This is a genomic window from Streptomyces sp. NBC_00271 (assembly GCF_036178845.1).
GTDB lineage: Bacteria > Actinomycetota > Actinomycetes > Streptomycetales > Streptomycetaceae > Streptomyces.
In genome coordinates this window covers 11,887,476-11,905,115 of record NZ_CP108070.1, presented here as the reverse complement: position 1 = coordinate 11,905,115, position 17,640 = coordinate 11,887,476, and the positions used below count along the sequence as shown (strand labels likewise).

The 17,640-nt window shown below is 67.4% G+C and carries 21 protein-coding genes; 12 read left to right on the top strand and 9 right to left on the bottom strand.

Annotated features, from left to right (window positions below; genetic code table 11):
* Positions 1 to 18: 18 nt before the first annotated feature.
* The 5 genes from OG798_RS54665 to OG798_RS54645 form a co-directional block, all read right to left on the bottom strand.
* The gene (locus OG798_RS54665) at positions 19 to 492 is read right to left on the bottom strand and encodes a cupin domain-containing protein (RefSeq protein ID WP_319753020.1); all 474 of its coding nucleotides are present in this window, start codon (positions 490 to 492) and stop codon (positions 19 to 21) included.
* A 24-nt stretch (positions 493 to 516) separates the two neighbouring features.
* On the bottom strand, positions 517 to 1,437 hold the full coding sequence (locus OG798_RS54660) for an NADP-dependent oxidoreductase (RefSeq protein WP_328755784.1): 921 nt from the start codon (positions 1,435 to 1,437) through the stop codon (positions 517 to 519).
* Positions 1,438 to 1,618: 181 nt separating this feature from the next.
* Entirely contained in the window at positions 1,619 to 2,509 is an 891-nt protein-coding gene (sigJ, locus tag OG798_RS54655) for an RNA polymerase sigma factor SigJ (protein ID WP_328755785.1), read from the bottom strand.
* A 164-nt stretch (positions 2,510 to 2,673) separates the two neighbouring features.
* Positions 2,674 to 3,936 carry an MFS transporter gene (locus OG798_RS54650; protein ID WP_267059672.1) on the bottom strand — a complete coding sequence of 421 codons (1,263 nt, stop codon included), beginning with the start codon at positions 3,934 to 3,936 and terminating at the stop codon, positions 2,674 to 2,676.
* A gap of 30 nt (positions 3,937 to 3,966) precedes the next feature.
* Entirely contained in the window at positions 3,967 to 4,605 is a 639-nt protein-coding gene (locus OG798_RS54645; RefSeq protein WP_267059674.1) for an HD domain-containing protein, read from the bottom strand.
* A 137-nt stretch (positions 4,606 to 4,742) separates the two neighbouring features.
* Here OG798_RS54645 and OG798_RS54640 point away from each other — a divergent pair, with 137 nt between their 5' ends.
* The gene (locus OG798_RS54640) at positions 4,743 to 5,717 is read left to right on the top strand and encodes a GlxA family transcriptional regulator (RefSeq protein WP_267059676.1); all 975 of its coding nucleotides are present in this window, start codon (positions 4,743 to 4,745) and stop codon (positions 5,715 to 5,717) included.
* On the opposite strand, the gene OG798_RS57005 is transcribed toward OG798_RS54640, so the two are convergent.
* Positions 5,683 to 6,264, bottom strand: coding sequence for a SpoIIE family protein phosphatase (locus OG798_RS57005; protein ID WP_413253632.1), 582 nt, complete (start codon positions 6,262 to 6,264; stop codon positions 5,683 to 5,685). The two genes, OG798_RS54640 and OG798_RS57005, sit on opposite strands and share 35 nt — an antisense overlap.
* A 109-nt stretch (positions 6,265 to 6,373) precedes the next feature.
* Here OG798_RS57005 and OG798_RS54630 point away from each other — a divergent pair, with 109 nt between their 5' ends.
* The 3 genes from OG798_RS54630 (at position 6,374) to OG798_RS54620 (ending at position 8,957) form a co-directional block, all read left to right on the top strand.
* A complete protein-coding gene (locus tag OG798_RS54630; protein WP_267059678.1) occupies positions 6,374 to 7,519 on the top strand; it encodes a PP2C family protein-serine/threonine phosphatase in 1,146 nt (381 codons plus the stop codon).
* 313 nt (positions 7,520 to 7,832) lie between these two features.
* Positions 7,833 to 8,195, top strand: a complete 363-nt coding sequence (locus tag OG798_RS54625) for a DUF488 domain-containing protein (protein ID WP_267059680.1) — start codon at positions 7,833 to 7,835, stop codon at positions 8,193 to 8,195.
* A gap of 279 nt (positions 8,196 to 8,474) precedes the next feature.
* On the top strand, positions 8,475 to 8,957 hold the full coding sequence (locus OG798_RS54620) for an Imm21 family immunity protein (protein WP_328755786.1): 483 nt from the start codon (positions 8,475 to 8,477) through the stop codon (positions 8,955 to 8,957).
* A 39-nt stretch (positions 8,958 to 8,996) separates the two neighbouring features.
* On the opposite strand, the gene OG798_RS54615 is transcribed toward OG798_RS54620, so the two are convergent.
* Entirely contained in the window at positions 8,997 to 9,494 is a 498-nt protein-coding gene (locus OG798_RS54615; RefSeq protein WP_435864231.1) for an ISL3 family transposase, read from the bottom strand.
* Positions 9,495 to 9,511: 17 nt separating this feature from the next.
* Between OG798_RS54615 and OG798_RS54610 the strand changes: the two genes are divergently transcribed.
* Positions 9,512 to 10,024: a hypothetical protein gene (locus tag OG798_RS54610; RefSeq protein WP_328755787.1), complete on the top strand. Its 513-nt coding sequence runs from the start codon at positions 9,512 to 9,514 to the stop codon at positions 10,022 to 10,024.
* On the opposite strand, the gene OG798_RS54605 is transcribed toward OG798_RS54610, so the two are convergent.
* Both OG798_RS54605 and OG798_RS54600 read right to left on the bottom strand, forming a co-directional pair.
* Positions 9,934 to 10,407 (bottom strand): carboxymuconolactone decarboxylase family protein, encoded by a 474-nt coding sequence (locus OG798_RS54605; protein WP_267059725.1) that lies wholly within the window; start codon positions 10,405 to 10,407, stop codon positions 9,934 to 9,936. The two genes, OG798_RS54610 and OG798_RS54605, sit on opposite strands and share 91 nt — an antisense overlap.
* Positions 10,408 to 10,905: 498 nt before the next feature.
* Positions 10,906 to 11,895 carry a nitrilase-related carbon-nitrogen hydrolase gene (locus OG798_RS54600; RefSeq protein WP_319753445.1) on the bottom strand — a complete coding sequence of 330 codons (990 nt, stop codon included), beginning with the start codon at positions 11,893 to 11,895 and terminating at the stop codon, positions 10,906 to 10,908.
* An 872-nt stretch (positions 11,896 to 12,767) separates the two neighbouring features.
* Between OG798_RS54600 and OG798_RS54595 the strand changes: the two genes are divergently transcribed.
* From OG798_RS54595 to tatC, 7 genes are all read left to right on the top strand, one after another.
* Positions 12,768 to 13,271: an allene oxide cyclase barrel-like domain-containing protein gene (locus tag OG798_RS54595; RefSeq protein ID WP_267059727.1), complete on the top strand. Its 504-nt coding sequence runs from the start codon at positions 12,768 to 12,770 to the stop codon at positions 13,269 to 13,271.
* Between the two features lie 79 nt (positions 13,272 to 13,350).
* Positions 13,351 to 13,512: a hypothetical protein gene (locus OG798_RS54590; RefSeq protein ID WP_267059728.1), complete on the top strand. Its 162-nt coding sequence runs from the start codon at positions 13,351 to 13,353 to the stop codon at positions 13,510 to 13,512.
* Positions 13,513 to 13,545: 33 nt separating this feature from the next.
* Positions 13,546 to 14,019 carry a VOC family protein gene (locus OG798_RS54585; protein WP_267059729.1) on the top strand — a complete coding sequence of 158 codons (474 nt, stop codon included), beginning with the start codon at positions 13,546 to 13,548 and terminating at the stop codon, positions 14,017 to 14,019.
* 194 nt (positions 14,020 to 14,213) lie between these two features.
* Positions 14,214 to 15,335, top strand: a complete 1,122-nt coding sequence (locus tag OG798_RS54580; RefSeq protein WP_267059730.1) for an alpha/beta fold hydrolase — start codon at positions 14,214 to 14,216, stop codon at positions 15,333 to 15,335.
* Between the two features lie 365 nt (positions 15,336 to 15,700).
* Positions 15,701 to 16,132 carry a Sec-independent protein translocase subunit TatB gene (locus OG798_RS54575; RefSeq protein ID WP_328755788.1) on the top strand — a complete coding sequence of 144 codons (432 nt, stop codon included), beginning with the start codon at positions 15,701 to 15,703 and terminating at the stop codon, positions 16,130 to 16,132.
* Positions 16,133 to 16,281: 149 nt separating this feature from the next.
* The gene (gene tatA / locus OG798_RS54570) at positions 16,282 to 16,542 is read left to right on the top strand and encodes a Sec-independent protein translocase subunit TatA (RefSeq protein ID WP_267059732.1); all 261 of its coding nucleotides are present in this window, start codon (positions 16,282 to 16,284) and stop codon (positions 16,540 to 16,542) included.
* Positions 16,543 to 16,636: 94 nt separating this feature from the next.
* Entirely contained in the window at positions 16,637 to 17,470 is an 834-nt protein-coding gene (gene tatC / locus OG798_RS54565) for a twin-arginine translocase subunit TatC (RefSeq protein WP_328755789.1), read from the top strand.
* Positions 17,471 to 17,640: the final 170 nt, after the last annotated feature.

Here is a 17,640-nt window from a genome sequence, read left to right as displayed (position 1 = left end):
CCGCGCATGCCCCGGGGGCTACGACTTCGGATCGTCGATCTTGAGCTTGTCTCCGGTGTTGGAGACGAAGACGACCAGGAGCTTGGCCCGTTTGGTCCGGCTGGTGTTCTCGGTGAGGAGGTGGTGGGCGCCCGGCTGCTCGACCCAGTTCTCGCCTTGGTGGTAGGTAGTCGCGGGCTTGCCTTCGAGCTGGCTGCGCACGGTGCCTTCGAGGACGTAGGCGTAGACGAACGCCTGGCCGTGCCGGTGCGGCATCGCGCTTGCGTTAGGCGGGAAGTCCACGATCGCCGAGGTGAACGTCTTGCCCTTCACATTCGGAAGGGCCTGCTGGAGCAGCGGCTTGAGGGTTTCGGTGGGACGTGTCGATGCCATGGCCGCAGGCGATGCCATGGCCGCGGTCGTGCCCGTGGCGTGGATGGGCTGGTCCGAGGTCGAGCAGGCCGTGGCCGCCGTCAGCGTGCCGACGGCCAGGAAGCCGGTGGCGATTCGCATTCCGATCACGATGGGTCTCCTGATTCAGTCTTCCGTGACGCGGATGATCGTCTTGCCCGGGGTGCGCTTGCCGGGGGCGAACGCGGCGGCTGCCTCGGCGAGGGGCCGCACAGCACCGACGACCGGCTTGAGCCGGCCGTCCCTCAGCCGCGTGGCGAGGTCGGCGAGCCGGGCGCGGTCGGGTTCGACGACGAAGAAGACCGCCCGCCCGTCCTTGGGCTGGACCTTGGGCGGCATGACGATGGAGACGAGCGTGCCACCGGCCCGGACGAGGGCGGCCGAGCGGTCGAGGATGTCGCCGCCGATCACGTCGAACACGACGTCGGCCTCGCCGGCGTCCTCCAGCTTCTCGGCCTGCAGGTCGATGAAGGTGTCGACGCCGAGTGCGAGTGCGCTGTCCCGGCCTGAGGCGCGGCCGGTGCCGATGACGCGGGCGCCGGCCTCCCGGGCGAGCTGTACCGCGATCGAGCCGACGCCGCCCGCGGCACCATGGATCAGAACGGTCTGGCCTGTGGTGAGGCGGCCGTGGTCGAACAGGCCCTGCCAGGCGGTCAGCCCCGAAATGGGCAGTGCGACGGCCACGGTGTGGTCGACGTCCGCCGGCAGCGGGGCGAGGTTGCGGGCCTCCACCGCGGTGTACTCGGCGAGAGTGCCGTCACGGGTCCAGTCGGCCAGGCCGAACACCCGCTGTCCGACACTCAGGCCGGTGGTGCCGTACCCCAGCTCCACGACGACACCGGACAGCTCGTGCCCGGGCACGCTCGGCGTCCGGTCACGGCCGGCGCGATCGGTCCACGTGGCGGGCCAGTCCAGCTCGCCAGGGGTGAAGCCGGCGGCGTGCACCCTCACGATGACGTCGTTCTCGGCCGCGTGAGGGTAGGGAATGTCCGTCAGGGACATCCCGGCAAGACCAGCGTCACGGTCTCGCACAGTGATGGCTTGCATACAGATCCTTACTGGGAGGGGCGACCCGAGCGCACAGCGCACTCACGCGCAGGGCTCATAGCGGCTGCAGATGGATGTATGCCGTGCCGCATGATCGATCTCACCTGCTCGCGCGTATTCCTTCGTCGCCCGTTGTGCGTTCTCAGCAGGGAGACGAGATAGCCCCTCCGCGTGTGACAGCTCAGACGCGCACGAGTTTGTCGGGGTTCATGACCCTGCGGTACGCGGTGATCAGGCCGTCTGTGATCTGGACCGTGTCGACGGAGTAGACCCGGCCTTCCCGGTGGAACACGAGGGCCAGCTCGCCGCCGACCTCGGCGAAGTCGATGCGGTCCGGGTGCCACTGGCGTCCCGTACGCACCATGACCTCGGCGACGCGCTCGCCGCCGTGAATGAGCTTGCGTGCCGCCAAGATCTTGCCGCCGCCGTCGGTGACATACACGGCGTCCGGATGCAGGAGCCTGACCAGGCCGACCAGGTCCCCGGCCTCGTAGGCGGCGCGGAAGACCGTGAGGACCCGTTCGCGCTCCGCCTTCGACGCCTGCGGCGTGGAGTGCTTCGCCTTGGCCACCCGCCGTCGTGCCCGCGAGGCGAGCTGCCGGGCACCCGGCACGGAGACGTCCAGCACCTCGGCGATCCGGCCGAACCCAAGACCGAAGACATCGTGCAGGACGAAGGCCACCCGCTCCGGCGGACTCAGCTCCTCCATGATCAGGAGCATCGCCGAACTGACGGACTCGTCAACGAGTACCGGCTGCGACGCGTCCGGCCCTGTCAGCAGCGGCTCCGGCAGCCACGGCCCGACATAGGTCTCCCGGCGGACACGGGCGCTCTTGAGAATGTCGTACGACCGTCGCGCGGCCACCGTCACCAGCCAGGCCCGCAGATCACCGATGTCCTGCAGATCCGCTCCGGCCGCCCGCAGCCACACGTCCTGGGTGACATCCTCGGCATCGGCCACAGTCCCCAGCAGCCGGTAGGCCACGCCGAAGACCGCGGGCCGGTGCGTCTCCCATTCGGCTCCGAGCTCGTCCTCCAGCTCAGACCCTCCGGGCCCGTCTCGGCCACCCATACAGATCGCAACCTCCTCCAGCTTGCGGATGCAGCGTAGCTATTTCGATCTCAGGATCTTCGAAGACAGCTCCGCGGAAGCGAGCCGACCCGCTCCGACACGGCAGCCGTAAGTCCTGATCAAGCTGCTTCGGGGATGGTGTCGGCGTGGGACGTACGGCGTGCTCAGCAGCGGGACCGTTCGCTGCGAGGTCCGCTTTCCCAGCCCGTGCGTATCGGATCGCCGCTGGGCCTGCGAGCACGTGATCGTCCGGCGTGCAGGGCTGCACCCAAGGACAGCGCCCCGACGAAGCCGACGTACAGATAGCCCGTGGTCTCCAGCCCCCATGAGGGCGCCGCGAGCCCGGCCGCGAGGGCCGGAAGACTCAACGCCGCATAGCTGATCACGTAGACGGCCGAGAAGACCTCCGACCGCGACTTCGCGGTGGTGACCGCGCTGATGGCGCGGAGGTTGCCGTTGAACGTCAGGCCGACGCCCAGCCCCGCAATGACCGATCCGCCCACGTATATGGCCGGCGACGCAACAGCGATGGCCACCGCCAGTCCGGACGCACCCAGAGCCAGGAGAACCGCCCCCAGCAAGGTGGCGAGCCGTGCCGTATGCCGAACGGACCACAACCCGCCCACGCTGTTGGCCAGAAACAGCGCCGCGATGCTGAGCCCGCCCGCAGCGCCGGACCGCACATGCAGGACATTGCTCACCAGGGACGGAGTGAGCGCGAGGAACAGACCCGTGACGGACCACCCCGCGACCAGGGCGGGAACGGAGGCGAAGAACTCCGGCCGGGCTTCCCGAGGAACCCGGACGCTCGGTCGCAACGACGCAAGTCCCGTCGCGTGCGGGGCGAGGGTCTCTGGGATCGTGAGGACGACCGCGGCCAGAACGACGAAGGTCAGCATCAGGACGGGAAAGACATACGCATCGGGGCGTGAGGTCGACTGAACCAGCAGCCCCACCACTCCGGCACCGGCGGCCATGCCGATACTCGTGCCCACCGCTGTCGTGGTGGGCCCCAGTTGCGGATGTCTCTTGGGTGAGAGCTCGACCAGTCCGGCGGCAAGAGCGCCCGTGGCCGTCCCCGTAGCGATGCCTTGCACCACCCGGGCGATCAGGAGGGAGACGACGCCGTCGGCCGTCCAGAAGACCGCCGTGCTGGTCGCCGCCACCAGAAGGGCGGCGACCAGCACCGGGCGGCGACCCAGCTGGTCGCTCAGCGATCCGACCGTCAGCAGGGCGCCGAGCAGACCCACGACATACACCGCGAAGATCACTGTCAGCATCGTGACCGACAGGCCCCAACGCTCCCGGTACAGCGGATAGATCGGTGACGGTGCGCTTGCCGTGGCCATCATCACCACAGTGGCGCAGGCCAGCACGGCGAAGGCCGCACCTCGCCCGAGACGACGCCCGTCGGGAGGGCCACTCACACGTCTCATCACGTTTTATGGCGCCTTTGATCAGCTCGGCCACGGAGCGCCCATGATGCGCTCGACCGTGGTCGTGCGCTGGAAGCCGGGAATGAAATGCTCCAGCACATCCGAATTCACGGTTCCGTTCGTGGTCTCCGGGCGGTGCTTGAGTCCCTCGACGAAAGCCTGCAAAAACTCGTTCTTGAAGTCACCCCGCGGATGGACGGCGGTGATCTCGTCCACCTGGCTGCGATCCAGCTCGTTCAGGCCCAGGCCGAGCACGTCGGTCAGAACCCCCAGATTCGTGATAGCGATCTCCGGGCCCATCCGCCCGGGAATTCCCGGGGTCGTGTGCAGCGCGATCGCCGTCCACACCACGTCGGCAGCCCCGGCCGGGAAACCACGGTCGAGCATGAACTTACGTGCATGGTCGGCTCCATCGACCTCGAAGCGCTGCTCCACGTCGGAAAACGGCGTCAAGAGGCCCGTGTCGTGAAACATGGCGGACAGGTAGAGAAGCTCCGGGTCGGGCTCCAGGCCGAGCCTGTGAGCATGCATGGCGCCGAAGACGAAAACGCGCCGGGAGTGGTGGTAGAGGAGGGGGCTGGTCATCTCCTGCATGAGGCGGGTGGCCTCGGCGACCGCCGCCGTTTCAGGAATCTCTACCCCCGCGATGATCTCGCTCATGACCTCTGCTCCTTCCGATATCGGTGTGTTACGAATGGACGGTGCGTCCGTCTTCCACACTGCCAACCACCCGGCGTCCGGCGCTCCCTCGGTCCGGCCATGAGTCACCCGAATCCGGACAGGCGGGCAGCGGGGTTGTGGGCTCCGCCACGCATCGGGTCGCGATCCTCGTCTATGACGGGGTCAAACTCCTGGACGTCGTCGGCCCCGCGGAGGTGTTCGGGGAAGCGAACCGGCTCGGTGCCGACTACAAGATCGTTCTGGTGTCGCCGACCGGTGCCGATGTCACCTCGTCCATCGGGATCCGGATCGCGGTCGACGCCGCCGCCACGGAGCCCGCTCCCGACACGTTCCTGGTGGCCGGCGCGGACATCTACCCGCGCACACCGGTCCCCCGTGATCTGATCGAGGCCACGCGAACGCTGGCGGGCCGGGCCGGCCGGGTCGCGTCCATCTGCACCGGAGCATTCATCCTCGGCGCCGCCGGCCTCCTGGACGGCAAGCGCGCGACCACGCACTGGAAGGTCGCGCACGAGCTCGCCGCCCGCTGCCGGGCCAGCCGCGTCGAACCCGACGCGATCTACGTCCGTGACGGCACCATCTACACCTCGGCGGGCGTGACCGCCGGCATCGACCTGGCACTGGCACTAGTCGAGGAGGATCACGGCCCTGATCTCACCCGCGACGTCGCCCGCGCCCTGGTGGTCTATCTGCAGCGTTCGGGCGGCCAGTCGCAGTTCTCCGCCCCACTGCAAGGACCGCCGCCCCGGTCTCCGGCCCTCCGTAAACTCACCGACTTGATCACGGCGAATCCCGGGGGAAACCACTCACTCGGCGAACTCGCCAAGCACCTCAATGTGAGCCCTCGGCATCTCACTCGGCTCTTCCATGACGAGCTGTCCACGACGCCGGCCCGGTACGTGGAGATGATCCGGTTCGACATGGCGAAAGCTCTCCTCGACCAAGGGCATACCGCAACGCAGACGGCATCCCTTGCCGGATTCCCGAATTACGAGAGCATGCGGAGAGTTTTCGTGAGGGAATTGTCGCTCAGCCCTGCCGCCCATCAGCGACGCTTCAGCACGGCGCGCCGAGCCGACGAGGGGCAGTAAGACGAAGCTGTCGCTGCGCGTTACAGACGGTTGCGCTGCCCGTGTGCGTTTTGTTCCACGACGGGTTCGTCCACCACATCCGCGACAGCACAGCCTTCCCAGGCGGGCTCAGCGAGTACGAACTGGCCTGCTCACCAGAGCCCGCCCCGCGGGCCGACCTCGACCTGCCCGACCTCCCTGGCCACCAACCTCTGCGCCATCGGAGCCATGGCACCGGACCGCATCGCTGTACGCCTCGAAGCTGCACGAGCAAGCGCGCGGCATGCGCCAGCGCGGAGCAGTCGGCGAGGTGTTCGGGGCTGTGGCGGGCATAGCGGGCGAGCGCGTCAGCGAGGCGTTGGAGGTCGGCGTCGATGTCCTCGCCGCGGCGTTCGATGAGGCCGTCGGTGTAGAGCACGAAGGTATCGCCGGGAGTGAAGGTCAGGTCGGCCTGGGGGCGGGGGACGTGTTTGGGGCGGGCGCCAGCGGAGGGTCGCTGCCCTGATTGAGCAAGTCGCAGGTGCCGTCTGGAGCGCCGGCAGGCTGTTCGACGCCCGGCATACTGCACACCACCGATCTGTTCACAAAGGTGAGGGATGTGCCGGTCGGCCCCCTCCCCGCGAGGGCGTCTCTCGCGCACCGCGGCCACTCACCAGGCCGGCATGATGGGAGCAGGGATGAGCGTTGCGACAACCACGACTTCCGTGACCAGGGTCCTCAAAGTCTGGAGCCGGGCGGCGCTGCACCCGCTCTTCCTGGTCGTCCCCCTGGCCCTGATCGTCTCCATCCCGGCGGCCGACGCGTTCCTGCCTCCGGACATCCACCTCGCCCACCTCCTGGTCGTCGCCACGGCGGTGACCGCCATGGGCGCGGGCCCACGCCCCACGGCCCTGATCGGTGGCCTCGCGATACTCGCGCTGATCGCCGCGGGGGCGGAGCGTCGGACCCTGGGCACCGAGAGTGTGCTGGTCGAACTCGCTTCGCTCACCGTGCTCTCCGCCCTGCTGTTCGCCTTCACCCACCTGCGGGACCGGCATCAACGGGAACTGAGCAGAGCGCGCACCGTTTCCGACACCGCACAGCGGGTCGTCCTGCGCCCGCTCCCCCGGCGGGCCGGGCCGATGTCCCTCGCAGCGGAGTACCACAGCGCCGAGGCCGACACCTACCTAGGCGGCGACCTCTACGCCGCGGCCCGTACCTCCGACTCCACCCGACTGATCATGGGCGACGTCCGGGGCAAGGGCCTCGCCTCGATCAGCGACACGGCGATCGTGCTGGGTGCCTTCCGCGCCGCGGCCCATCGGCAGATCCCGCTGACGGAGCTGGTCGCCTACCTCGAGGACGCCGTCCGCTGGGGCCTCGCGGAGTTCTCGGAATGCGAGCCCGACGCCGCCGAACGTTTCGTGACCGCCGTGGTGCTCGACATCCCGGACGACGAGCCGGTGGTGCACATGATCAGCTGCGGCCATCCGCCGCCCCTGCTGCTGCGCCGGGCGACCGGGACCGTCACCGCGCTCCAGGTGAGCGAACCCGCCCCGCCGCTCGGCCTCGGCGCCATGTCCGACGACACGTATACGGTGGCGACCTTCCCCTTCCACGAGGGGGACAGGATCCTGCTCTACACCGACGGCGTCACCGAGACCCGCGACGGCGCGGGCATCTTCTACCCGCTCGCCGAACGCCTCGCGAGGTGGGTCGACCACGCCCCCGGGCCGCTCCTGAAGCAGATCACCGCCGACCTGCGGGCCTATGCGGGCGGTCTACTCGACGACGACATGGCCATGATGATCGCCCAGCGCGGCCAGGCACCGGCGGCCGCCTGAGCGGAGTCGGGAACGCTGCTGGGCCGGCGCCCCCGGACTACCCGGCGGGCCATGTCGGCGCGCAGTACGTGATCTGGACGGCGGACGGCCCAGACGACTTCCAGCGGTGCGAGCGCGTGCTCAGCGCCCGGTCCGGCCATGTGTACACAAGGCAGGCTGAGGGATTCACCTTCTCGAGGGCATGGACCCCAGCGGTCTGCCGGTGCTGGTGGCCTATCCGGGGCCGGACGAGGTGGCACGGCTTGAGATCATCGCCCGCTACCACGTGTGATGCCGAAAGAAGCGGAGTACCCAGCTCACCAGGAGGTTCCCCATGGCACGCAAGAAGACCGTGCACGTCCGCAGGGTCTACGAGGCTCCGGAGCAGGCCGACGGCACCAGAGTGCTGGTCGACCGCATCTGGCCACGGGGAATGACCAAAGAGAAGGCCCATCTCGACGAGTGGTGCAAGCAGGTTGCCCCGTCCACGGAACTGCGCAAGTGGTACAGCCACGACCCGGAACGCTTCACGGAGTTCAGCCATCGCTACCGGGCCGAACTCGAAGATCCCGAGCATGCAGACGCGCTGGCTCACCTGCGCGCCCTCGCCAAAGACCGGACTTTGACGCTCCTCACCGCGACCAAGCAGCCCGAGATCAGCGAAGCCGAGGTGCTGGCCGAGCTGCTCCGCGGGTAACCACGGGGCGCCGCCCACGCTGACGTCGATCAGGAGGGTAGTGAGGCCGGTGTCACCGGATCAATGACGTTTCTCGGGGAGCGGCGTGATCAATGTCAGTGACTTTTGGGTTCTGGCACAGATCTTGGGGAGCGGTCGCGGAGGGTGACGGTGGCGTTCGAATGCAGGGGATGGTCACGACCCTGGGCCCGTCACCGCGCACCTCGACCACCATGAGCCCTGTCCAACCTGGCACATACGCTGTCGCGACGGAACTGAGATCCTGAAGGTGGAGGCGGCATGTCTTTGACGTGGCTGGAGACGGAGGGCGGCCCGTTCATCGTGGTTCCACGCACCGCGCTGGCGCACTGGTCGGGAACGGAGGGCGACTACGACCGGGCTTGCGAGGTGAGGGATTTCGTTGGAGTCCTCGCACTGCCTGACGGAGCTGAGGCGCTGGTCCTGGGGGACGAACCTCTCTCCACCGCCTACCTTCCTGAGTACCGAGTCCTCGTCCGCTGGTGCTATGCGGAGAGCGAGGATGGTGTCGCCGACTTCATCCGGGCTGGGCTTCCCACCGCCGAGTGGGAGGAAGGACCTGTACTGAGCACCACTGGCGAGCTCGTGATGTTCGATGCCGCCTACTTCGGCACCGAGGTCGGGACACTCACGGACAGCACCGCTCTCGAACTCGCCGCTGGCCGCTACCGGGTGGACTCGGCAAGCATCGAACCCGACCAGCTGACGTCCTTTCGCGTCCACCGATTTGTCGAGCTGGCCTGACCCGACGTTGTAAAGATCCCGGGGCGTCGCTGCTGAGGGTCACTGAAGCAGGATCATCTTGCGTAGGAGTTCGAATCCGGCTCGCCCGTAGAGCTGCCTTTTGATCTTCTTGATGCGGTTCACGGCGCCTTCGATACTGCCGGAACTCCAGTCCAAGGTGAGGCCAGCTATCACGGCGTCGAGGTCCCGGAGCAGGTGGAGTGCGAAGCCGGTGAGGCCGGGCAGTTGGCTGGCGTCGACTGCGTCGATCCAGGCAGGGAGCACCGCTCCGAGGCGGCTCGTGAGTATCTCGCCGAAGTCACGGACATGCCCGGCGGCCGTCTCCAGTTCGGGGCAGCGTGCCAGGACATCCTTCAGGCCAGCCCGGTCTTCCTCGGTCAGGGTCGTGGGATGCCGGGTCAGCCAGCCGGTCACCTGTCGCACGTGGAAAACCGCGCTGACCGCTTGCGACATCACCTTCGACAGAACGAAGGCCACGTGCCCTCCTGTCGAGGGGCAGCCGTTGACCTTGTGGTGGGAGCCGGACGCGTCCGTCATCGAAGAGAGAGGATTCCATGGTGGCCGGTGAGAGGAATGGTGTGAGGTCAGGCGGGCTATCGCTGCTGGCGGACTTCAAACAGCTCAGCGCGCTGCCGTCTGCGCACAAGTGTGGCTACCAGCTGGAGGCGCTGCTGGAGCAGCGGTACAGGCGGGCGCACTTCCGCGTCGTCCGCAACGCGTCCATCGCGAAACCCCGGCAGACGGACCTGGTGGCCCGCTACGGGGATACCTGGTATTTGATCGAGGCCAAGTGGCACAGCGATCCCGCCGATATCGACATCTTCGACACGGTCCGGTCACGGATGGAGCGGGCCCTCCGTATACATGGGTGCTGGGAGTGTCCTGCATACCCAACGCCATCAACGCATCGGGGCGACCTCGAAGAACTCGTCCTGGGACGACAGCACTCGCATGCCCGCACGGACTACAAGCTGGTTCAGTTGCCGGTGACCGGGTATCGACTTGTAATCGCGACGCGGTTGAAGGCGTTCATCAACGTTGACAGCCAGGCCACCGCCGAGACCTGATCTGCGGAGAGCACGGCTGCTGCCGCGTTGTAGTCGTCGTCGCTCACGTGCCCCTCGGACACGTGCGCGATGGCCTCTGTAAGGCGTAGGGCCGCGCGGTCGGTCTCGGAGAAGTAATCGGTTTCTTCCCACGCGGGCAACACTGCGATCCGGTCCGGGTTCTCGCCCTTCTTGAGCGCGTCGCGGGTGTGCATTTTGAGACAGAACGCGCAGCCGTTGATCTGGGACGTGCGGATCTTCAAAAGCTCGACCAGAAGCGGGTCAAGACCTGCCGCGGTGGTGGTGTCTTCCACTGCCGAGGACAGGGTGATAAGAGCCTTGTAATTGGCCGGGTGCTGCTTTCCGATGTTAACGCGCTGCTTCTCAGTCTCTGAATCAGTCATGGGTTCCTCCTCTTCGCGTGGCCGGACGCACCCCGCAGGGGCATCCTCAGCCTCACCTAATCTGTGGCATTGTTACTAGCGGCGGGTGATACGCAATGGGAATTGCGACTTAAACCTTCTCGCCGCGCTTTTGTTCCCGTCTGGCGCCGATCAGGTACCCGGTCCCATCCGGTGCGTGGGGCATCTTTCGGTCGGCCTCCGGAATCCGGTCAAAGTGGAACTCCTCCACAAGACCAGCAGTCCTGGTAGTCGGCGAGCTTGAGGATGGCATCGGCGTCGTCGACCGGGGCCATATCCCTTCGGCTTTGATCCGACACTTGTCGCTCAGCCGTTCACCCGGGCACTTCCCAGGCGAGGTGGGAAAAACAAGAAGCGGATTCGCGACGCCACGACGCATCAGGCGCATGGGCGACATGAGACCGCGCGCCGAACTTACGAGCATCAACTCCTCCTGTCCGGTTCGAGCCCCCGGGAGGGCCTCCAGGCTCGGCAAACAGCTCACTGGGCTTCGACGGGGCGGCCTTCTTCAGCCGCCCGGCCAGTCTGGACCGGCAGGAGAGTGCTGCGCTCACGGACGTGGGGCGCCGGCGTTCGTTCGATCTGCAGGCTGACCAGTTCCGGGCGGCTGTAGTGGCCGCGCGCATCCATCAGGCGCTTGCGCAGGTCGATCTGCGCGAAGTCCAGGTCGGCGATCACTTCGCCTTCGCCGGATGTGAGCGGCTCGCCGATGATGCGGCCCTCGGGATCGATAATGGCGGTGAAGAAGCCACCGGAGATCGCGCCAACGGGGCCGCCGGTGTCCTTGGCGATCTGCGCCTGCTGGTCGGCCTCGAGCCAGGCGGTGGCGTTGACCACGAAGCAGGCCGATTCCAGCGCATGCTGGCGGATGTTGACCTCGATCTGGTCGGCGAACTGCTGGCCGCCGAAGGAACCGGGGTACATCGCGGCGTGGATCTGCTCGCCGTCGGCGATCAAGGCATAGCGTGCTAGCGGCAGGTAGTGCTCCCAGCATGCGAGCTGTCCGATGCGGCCGACGGCGCTATCTACCGCGCGCAGGCCCGAACCGTCGCCCTGGCCCCAGATCATCCGCTCGTGATAGGTCGGCGTGATCTTGCGGCGGCGCTGGATCAGTGTGCCGTCCGCGTCGAACAGCAGCTGCGTGTTGTAGATGGTGCCGCCGTCACGCTCGTTGACGCCGATCGAGACGACCATGTGGGCTTCCCGGACGGCTTCGGCGATCGCCTCGGTCTCGGCGGACGGTACGGTCACCGCCTGATCGAGCAGGCGCAGGTGCCCCTCGGCCATGGTGTAGGGCGGCTGCACGAAGGAGAAGTAGGGGTAGTAGGGAACGATGGTCTCAGGGAAGACCGCGAACTGGACACCCTGCTCACCCAGGTCGCGGATCTTTTTCACGACCTTCTCTACGGTGCCCGCGCGGCTGTAAAGCACGGGACTGATCTGGACTGCAGCGGCTTTTACGACAGTCATGGTGATACTCCTTGCAAATGTACGGTCGGTAAGACCTCGCGATGCTGCGCGAGCCCGGACGGGCACGCGATAAAAAGGCAGCCAAGGCGGTCCGGGAGGGATGGGGCCCGGCCGAGCGGACAACTTCAGCTCCGCTACGTGACTGTCGAGCCGATAGGAGCATATGCTCCTATCGGCTCGACAGCAAGGAGCAGATCCTCCCGAACCCTTTCGACTCGGCGACGCCGAGTCGCCCGGGCACCCATCGCCGCGCCCCGAAGGGGTGGCCGCGCCCACCCCTCACACGGCCATCACCTTTGGCGGCATGTCGCATCTGCGACGCCTGACGCCGGTGACATACCGGTACCACCGCGACCGCCTCCAAATGGGCAACAGGGAAGGCGCGGCGGGGTGCGCGTCGCATCCGGCGTCCGCAGCGATGAGGACGTCCGGGTCGCGGATGGATCACCGTCCGACCGAAATCAGCCGGGGGGCGACTCGACCATCCGGCGATGGACCGGGGGTCACGGTAGGTGTCGCCCAAGACCCGCCCCTTGCCATTTCGATAATAGGCGCATATGCTCCTATTGCCGGTAAGTCACGTCGCGACGACATGGCCCCGACGCGGGTGGACCTCGTCGACGCATGCAACAACCTGACACTGCGCAAGGTCCGCACCAGCAAGAGCATGGCTCGGCATCCAGGGCGGTCATCACCTGATTATCCGTCACCCCTATGGCAGGTGACGTAGGTTGTGTGAGTGTCGAAATGCCACCCCAACAGAGGTTGTTCACAAGTCGATCGGAGCAGGCGTCGGCCCCCGTGCATCCGGGCCGAGGTTCTGCCGCCACCGAATCGACACCACAGAACGGAGCGGCAAGTTGCCGACTACATTGAAGATCAACAAGCTGCGTTACCTGAGTGCAGCCGCCGGCATCGCCACTGTCGTCGCCGGTGGCGTCGCCATCGCCCCGCTGGCGTCGGCCGGCACGTCAACTTCTGCCAGTGCGCACGTCGTTGACCAGCGCGCGAAAACTTTCGAGCTGGTCGGCAAACAGACCTCGCTCGAAGACCTCGATCTGGGCCGGGCAGGAATCAGCCCGGGTGACCAGCGCGTCATCCACGAAGACCTCTACCGCGACGGCGAGAAGGTCGGCGATCACAGCGTCGTCTGTACCTACACCCACGTCGATCCGGCCGCGCTCCAGTGCCTGGGCACCTTCTCTCTGCCTGAGGGACAGTTCGCCGCGCAGGCGCTGCTCCACCTGCCCGCCCCGTCCTACGTCGACGTCGGCATCACCGGCGGATCAGGCGACTACCGCAACGCCCGAGGCTTTGTTCGCACCGTTCCTGCCGGTGACACCGAGAGGCACTTCACCGTCCACCTGAAGCGCTGACGGTTGGCTGTCGTACGCCCTCGCCGCCACAGCCCGCCCATCTGACACCTGTGCAGGTCGGGTCGTCGCGCTCGACCTGGTGGCCGGCGCCGAGATGCACCTCAAGAGCGGCGGCATCGAGCAGGCGTGCGCCACCTGGGACGCGATCGTCCGCCCTCCGGATCGCAATCCCCGAGCCGGTGGGCAGCTCGTACTGCTCCGCCGCCCCCGGCCCCCATCGACCGGTGACTCGCAGGTGTGAGATTCACCGACATCAAGAGAGAAAGACCCCTACATGTACATGAAGCTCGAAGTCACCGTGCTGGCTGTTTCCGATGTCGATCGGGCCAAGGCCTTCTACGAGCAGGTGGGATTCCGTCTGGACATCGACATGGCCGCCAGCGAGAACTGGCGCGCGGTGCACTTCACGCCGCCCGGTTCCGAGTGCTCGATCATGTTCGGCACGGGGATCACCTCCGCCGCGCCCGGCTCGGCCCAGGGCCTGTACCTCGCCGTCTCCGACATCGAGGAGGCCCGCGCGGAACTCGTCGGTCGCGGCATCGAGGTGGGCGAAGTCTTCCACGACGCCGCAGGACTGCTCTACCACGGCCATGAGGCCGGAGAGGTCACCCACCGGGTCGAGGGACAGGGGCGGCTTGCCGGCCTGCACCCCGGCCGCGCTTCCTACGGCTCCTTCGCCACCTTCAGCGACCCGGACGGCAACGGCTGGGTGCTCCAGGAGATCACGCAGCGGTTCCCCGGCCGCTGACATCTCATCAGCCACCCGGGAATGACGGGCGACGACCAGCCTGCAGGACGGCCGGCCCCGATCAGCCCCTGAACACAGCCCCGGCGCACCATCAGTCGGATTCCGAAGCCGACACAAATACGAGCATATGCTCCTTAGTCTCGAGGTCCTGGCTTCGCCCTGACGCTCGAGCAACGTTCGAAGGGAAAATTTTCATGACCATGTCTCCCATGGAGCCGCCCACGCAGGAAGGCCCCGGATCAAAGCCGGTGTCACACCGTGCCCGGCGCGGGCTGTCCCGACGCGGCTTCGTCGGCGGCGCGGCTGCTTCTGCTGCTGCCGCAGCCGGTATCTCGCTGGTAGGCGGATTGACCACCGTCGCCGCTGCCTCCCCCGCCGTGCGCAGGCCGAGGGGTTTGGGTTCGGTCTCCACGGCTCCGGGGCTTCCGGCCGGGTTCACCAAGACGTTCACCAGCCGGTTCATCCAGGCCGGCGGACTGCGCCAGCACGCGGTCATCGGAGGCGACGGGCCGCCGCTGCTGCTGGTACACGGCTGGCCGCAGAACTGGTACGCCTGGCGCATGGTGATGCCGGAGCTCGCCCGGCACTACACGGTCATCGCCGTCGACCAGCGCGGCATCGGTCTGACCGAGAAGCCCAAGAGCGGGTACGACACCGCTACCCTCGCCAACGACCTGGTCGCCCTTATGAACGCCCTCGGTCACCAACGGTTCGCCGTGGCCGGCCATGACACCGGCCTGATCGTCAGCTACGCGCTGGCGGCGGACCATCCACAGCGTGTCGCCCGCGTGGCCCTCCTGGAGGTTCCCGGACCCCCGACGCTGAAGGCCTCGCCGCCCCTGTTCATCGATGAGGACCACAACAACAGGCTCTGGCACATCCCCTTCAACCGGGTCAACCACAAGCTGACCGAGAAGCTGGTCAGCGGCCGGGAGGAGATCTTCTTCGGCTACGAGTTCGACATCCAGGGCGGGCAGAAGCTGCCCAACTACGCGCGCGAGTACTACTTCCGTCTCCTCTCCGACCCCGAGACCCTGCGCGGCAGCTTCGGTCTCTACCGCGCATGGGACACCACCACCGCGCAGAACGCGACGCGCGCCGAGAACAAGCTGACGATGCCCGTCCTGGCGATCGGCGGATCGGAAAGCTGGGGTGACCTGGTCGGAAAGGCGATGATTCCCCTCGCGAACGACGTACAAGGTGTGGTCATCCCCGGTGCCGGCCACTGGGTCGCTGAGCAGGCCCCCAGGCAGCTGCTGTCGGAACTGACGCGCTTCCTGGCCCCGTACCGCCGCGCCGCCGGCCCGTCCCGCTAGCGGACGGCCAGACGTCCGGGCATGCCCCGGGCGTGACGGCACGCGCTCGACCAGGCGGCAGTGTCGCCGCTTTCGAGCAGCCGGAGCTCCTCACCGAAGAGCCCGGTATGTTCGCCCGGCTCCTGCGCTAATCCCACCGCAGGGGCCCTCGACCGAGGTCGTCCTGCCCGCCGGGTGTCCCGGCGGGCAGGACCGGAGCGAACGCTCTTGCGCAGTTGTACCCGGGGTGGTCAGCCCCCGGGGAGCCGCACGCCGTCGTGCGGCTGGCCTGCGTTCGGCAGGCGCCCCTTCGGACGACTGGCACGCCACGCTTCGCCCCCTTCCAGGAGCGGCGGAGCCTTCACCATCCCCGACGGGAGGCATGGATGTTTTCCGACATCGGCCCACTCGAAGTTGTGACGCTGATCGTGCTGGCCGTCATTCTTGTCGGGCCCGACAAGCTCCCCAAGATGGTGTCCGACACCATGCGGACCCTGCGCAAGCTCCGCGAGTTCTCGCAGAGCGCTCAGGCGAGCATTCGAGACGAACTCCCCACCGAGCTCAAGGACCTGAATCTCGAGGACCTCAACCCGAAGACCTTCGTGGCCAAGAACCTCTTGGGTGACCAGAGCCTGGGCCTGGGCGACCTGACCGCCGACCTCGGCCTAGGGGACGAACCGCTTGACAGCGCCGGAACCAACACCTCAAAGGGCCTCGGCAAGACCACCGCACCCGACCCGCTTCCCGCGGCCACCGGCCACGGGCCTCGGGAAGCCACCGGCACGGGGCGCTACAGCCTCGACAAGAACGGCCCGTAACCGGGAAGGACCACGGCCGCCTCGCCGTCGGCCCGCCCCGTCAATGCACTGACCGGCACGCAGGGCCTGGCTGCCGCATCCGTCCGCAGCCAGGCCACCGCGCAGGAGCACCGCCCCTGCGCTTTCAGACCCTCGGAAAGGAAACGCCCATGTTCGGCAGGCTCGGAGCACCCGAGATCATCCTCATCCTCCTCGTCGTCGTGCTCCTGTTCGGCGCCAAGCGGCTCCCCGAAATGGCCCGCTCCTTCGGGCAGTCGCTGCGGATCCTCAAGAGCGAGACCAAGGCCATGCAGAAGGACGACGCGGACGAACCCCCGACCGTTCACGCCACCGCAGCCCACCAGCTCGCGGCCGAGAGCCGGCACACGGCCCCGGAGGCGACCGAGGCAGACACCTCCCCCCGGCGCTGAAACACCGAAGCCACCGACCAGCACCCGGCCGGTGCCGCACTTGAAGGGACCGGGACCGCCCATGCCGACCCAACCAGCACATGACGCCGCGCCTATGCCCCTGCGGGAGCACCTGCGCGAGCTGCGCAACCGCCTACTCAAGGCCGTCGGAGCGATCCTGCTCATCACCGTCGTTGCGGCCCTGTTCTACAAGCAGCTGATCGGATTCCTCATCGATCCCCTGCCCGGCTGCGCTCCGGGCCAACCGGCCGGCACGGACGACGCGGGCCGCTGCGGCGTGATCTCCCTCAACGGCCTTCTGTCACCCTTCACCCTCGCGCTGAAGGTGTCCATCACCGCGGGGGTCGTCGCCGCGAGCCCGCTGTGGCTGTATCAGCTGTGGGCCTTCGTCGCACCAGGACTGCACCGCAACGAGAAGAAATACACCCTGACCTTCCTCGGGGCCGGCATCCCCCTGTTCCTGACCGGTGCCGCCGTGGCGTACTGGACCCTGCCCACCACGGCACGGGTACTTATCTCCTTCACCCCGGACAACGCCACCAACCTCCTGCCCGTCGACGACTTCCTCAACCTCGCCACCCGCATGGTCCTCGTCTTCGGACTCTCCTTCGAACTCCCCGTCCTTCTCGTGCTGCTGAACCTCGGCGGCGTGATCAGCGCACGCCGGATGGCCGACTGGTGGCGCGGCATGTTCATGGCCATCGCCGCCTTCGCGGCGCTCGCCACCCCCAGCACCGACCCGCTCAGCATGCTGCTGCTCGCCACCCCCATCAGCCTGCTGTACCTGGCGGCGTGCGCCATCTCCTGGCACAACGATCGCCGCCGGCAGCGCACCGGCACCACCCGGCCAGGCGGAAGCCCGGACACCGAGGCATCCCCCATCGACCTCACCCCGGCCCCCCTCGACATCTCCGTCAGCCGACCCTGACAAGCCCCTTCTCAAGGAGCGGCCCGCCGCCGGTGGTCAAGGCAGTTGCTTGCGACGAGCCCGGGAGGCCCGCAGATTGACGGCGTTGCCGCAGTTGCGTACGTCGTGCCAGATCCCGCTTTACTGCGCGAGCGGTCGTAGAACGCCACGGCGCACTTGTTCGTAGTGAC

Bases quoted from the DNA above. Each gene is read 5' to 3' on its own strand.
- OG798_RS54665 (WP_319753020.1), bottom strand. From the start codon at position 492: ATGCGAATCGCCACCGGCTTCCTGGCCGTCGGCACGCTGACGGCGGCC.
- OG798_RS54660 (WP_328755784.1), bottom strand. From the start codon at position 1,437: ATGCAAGCCATCACTGTGCGAGACCGTGACGCTGGTCTTGCCGGGATG.
- sigJ (WP_328755785.1), bottom strand. From the start codon at position 2,509: ATGGGTGGCCGAGACGGGCCCGGAGGGTCTGAGCTGGAGGACGAGCTC.
- OG798_RS54645 (WP_267059674.1), bottom strand. From the start codon at position 4,605: ATGAGCGAGATCATCGCGGGGGTAGAGATTCCTGAAACGGCGGCGGTC.
- OG798_RS54630 (WP_267059678.1), top strand. From the start codon at position 6,374: ATGAGCGTTGCGACAACCACGACTTCCGTGACCAGGGTCCTCAAAGTC.
- OG798_RS54625 (WP_267059680.1), top strand. From the start codon at position 7,833: ATGGCACGCAAGAAGACCGTGCACGTCCGCAGGGTCTACGAGGCTCCG.
- OG798_RS54620 (WP_328755786.1), top strand. From the start codon at position 8,475: ATGTCTTTGACGTGGCTGGAGACGGAGGGCGGCCCGTTCATCGTGGTT.
- OG798_RS54615 (WP_435864231.1), bottom strand. From the start codon at position 9,494: ATGACGGACGCGTCCGGCTCCCACCACAAGGTCAACGGCTGCCCCTCG.
- OG798_RS54610 (WP_328755787.1), top strand. From the start codon at position 9,512: ATGGTGGCCGGTGAGAGGAATGGTGTGAGGTCAGGCGGGCTATCGCTG.
- OG798_RS54605 (WP_267059725.1), bottom strand. From the start codon at position 10,407: ATGACTGATTCAGAGACTGAGAAGCAGCGCGTTAACATCGGAAAGCAG.
- OG798_RS54600 (WP_319753445.1), bottom strand. From the start codon at position 11,895: ATGACTGTCGTAAAAGCCGCTGCAGTCCAGATCAGTCCCGTGCTTTAC.
- OG798_RS54585 (WP_267059729.1), top strand. From the start codon at position 13,546: ATGTACATGAAGCTCGAAGTCACCGTGCTGGCTGTTTCCGATGTCGAT.
- OG798_RS54580 (WP_267059730.1), top strand. From the start codon at position 14,214: ATGACCATGTCTCCCATGGAGCCGCCCACGCAGGAAGGCCCCGGATCA.
- OG798_RS54575 (WP_328755788.1), top strand. From the start codon at position 15,701: ATGTTTTCCGACATCGGCCCACTCGAAGTTGTGACGCTGATCGTGCTG.
- tatA (WP_267059732.1), top strand. From the start codon at position 16,282: ATGTTCGGCAGGCTCGGAGCACCCGAGATCATCCTCATCCTCCTCGTC.
- tatC (WP_328755789.1), top strand. From the start codon at position 16,637: ATGCCCCTGCGGGAGCACCTGCGCGAGCTGCGCAACCGCCTACTCAAG.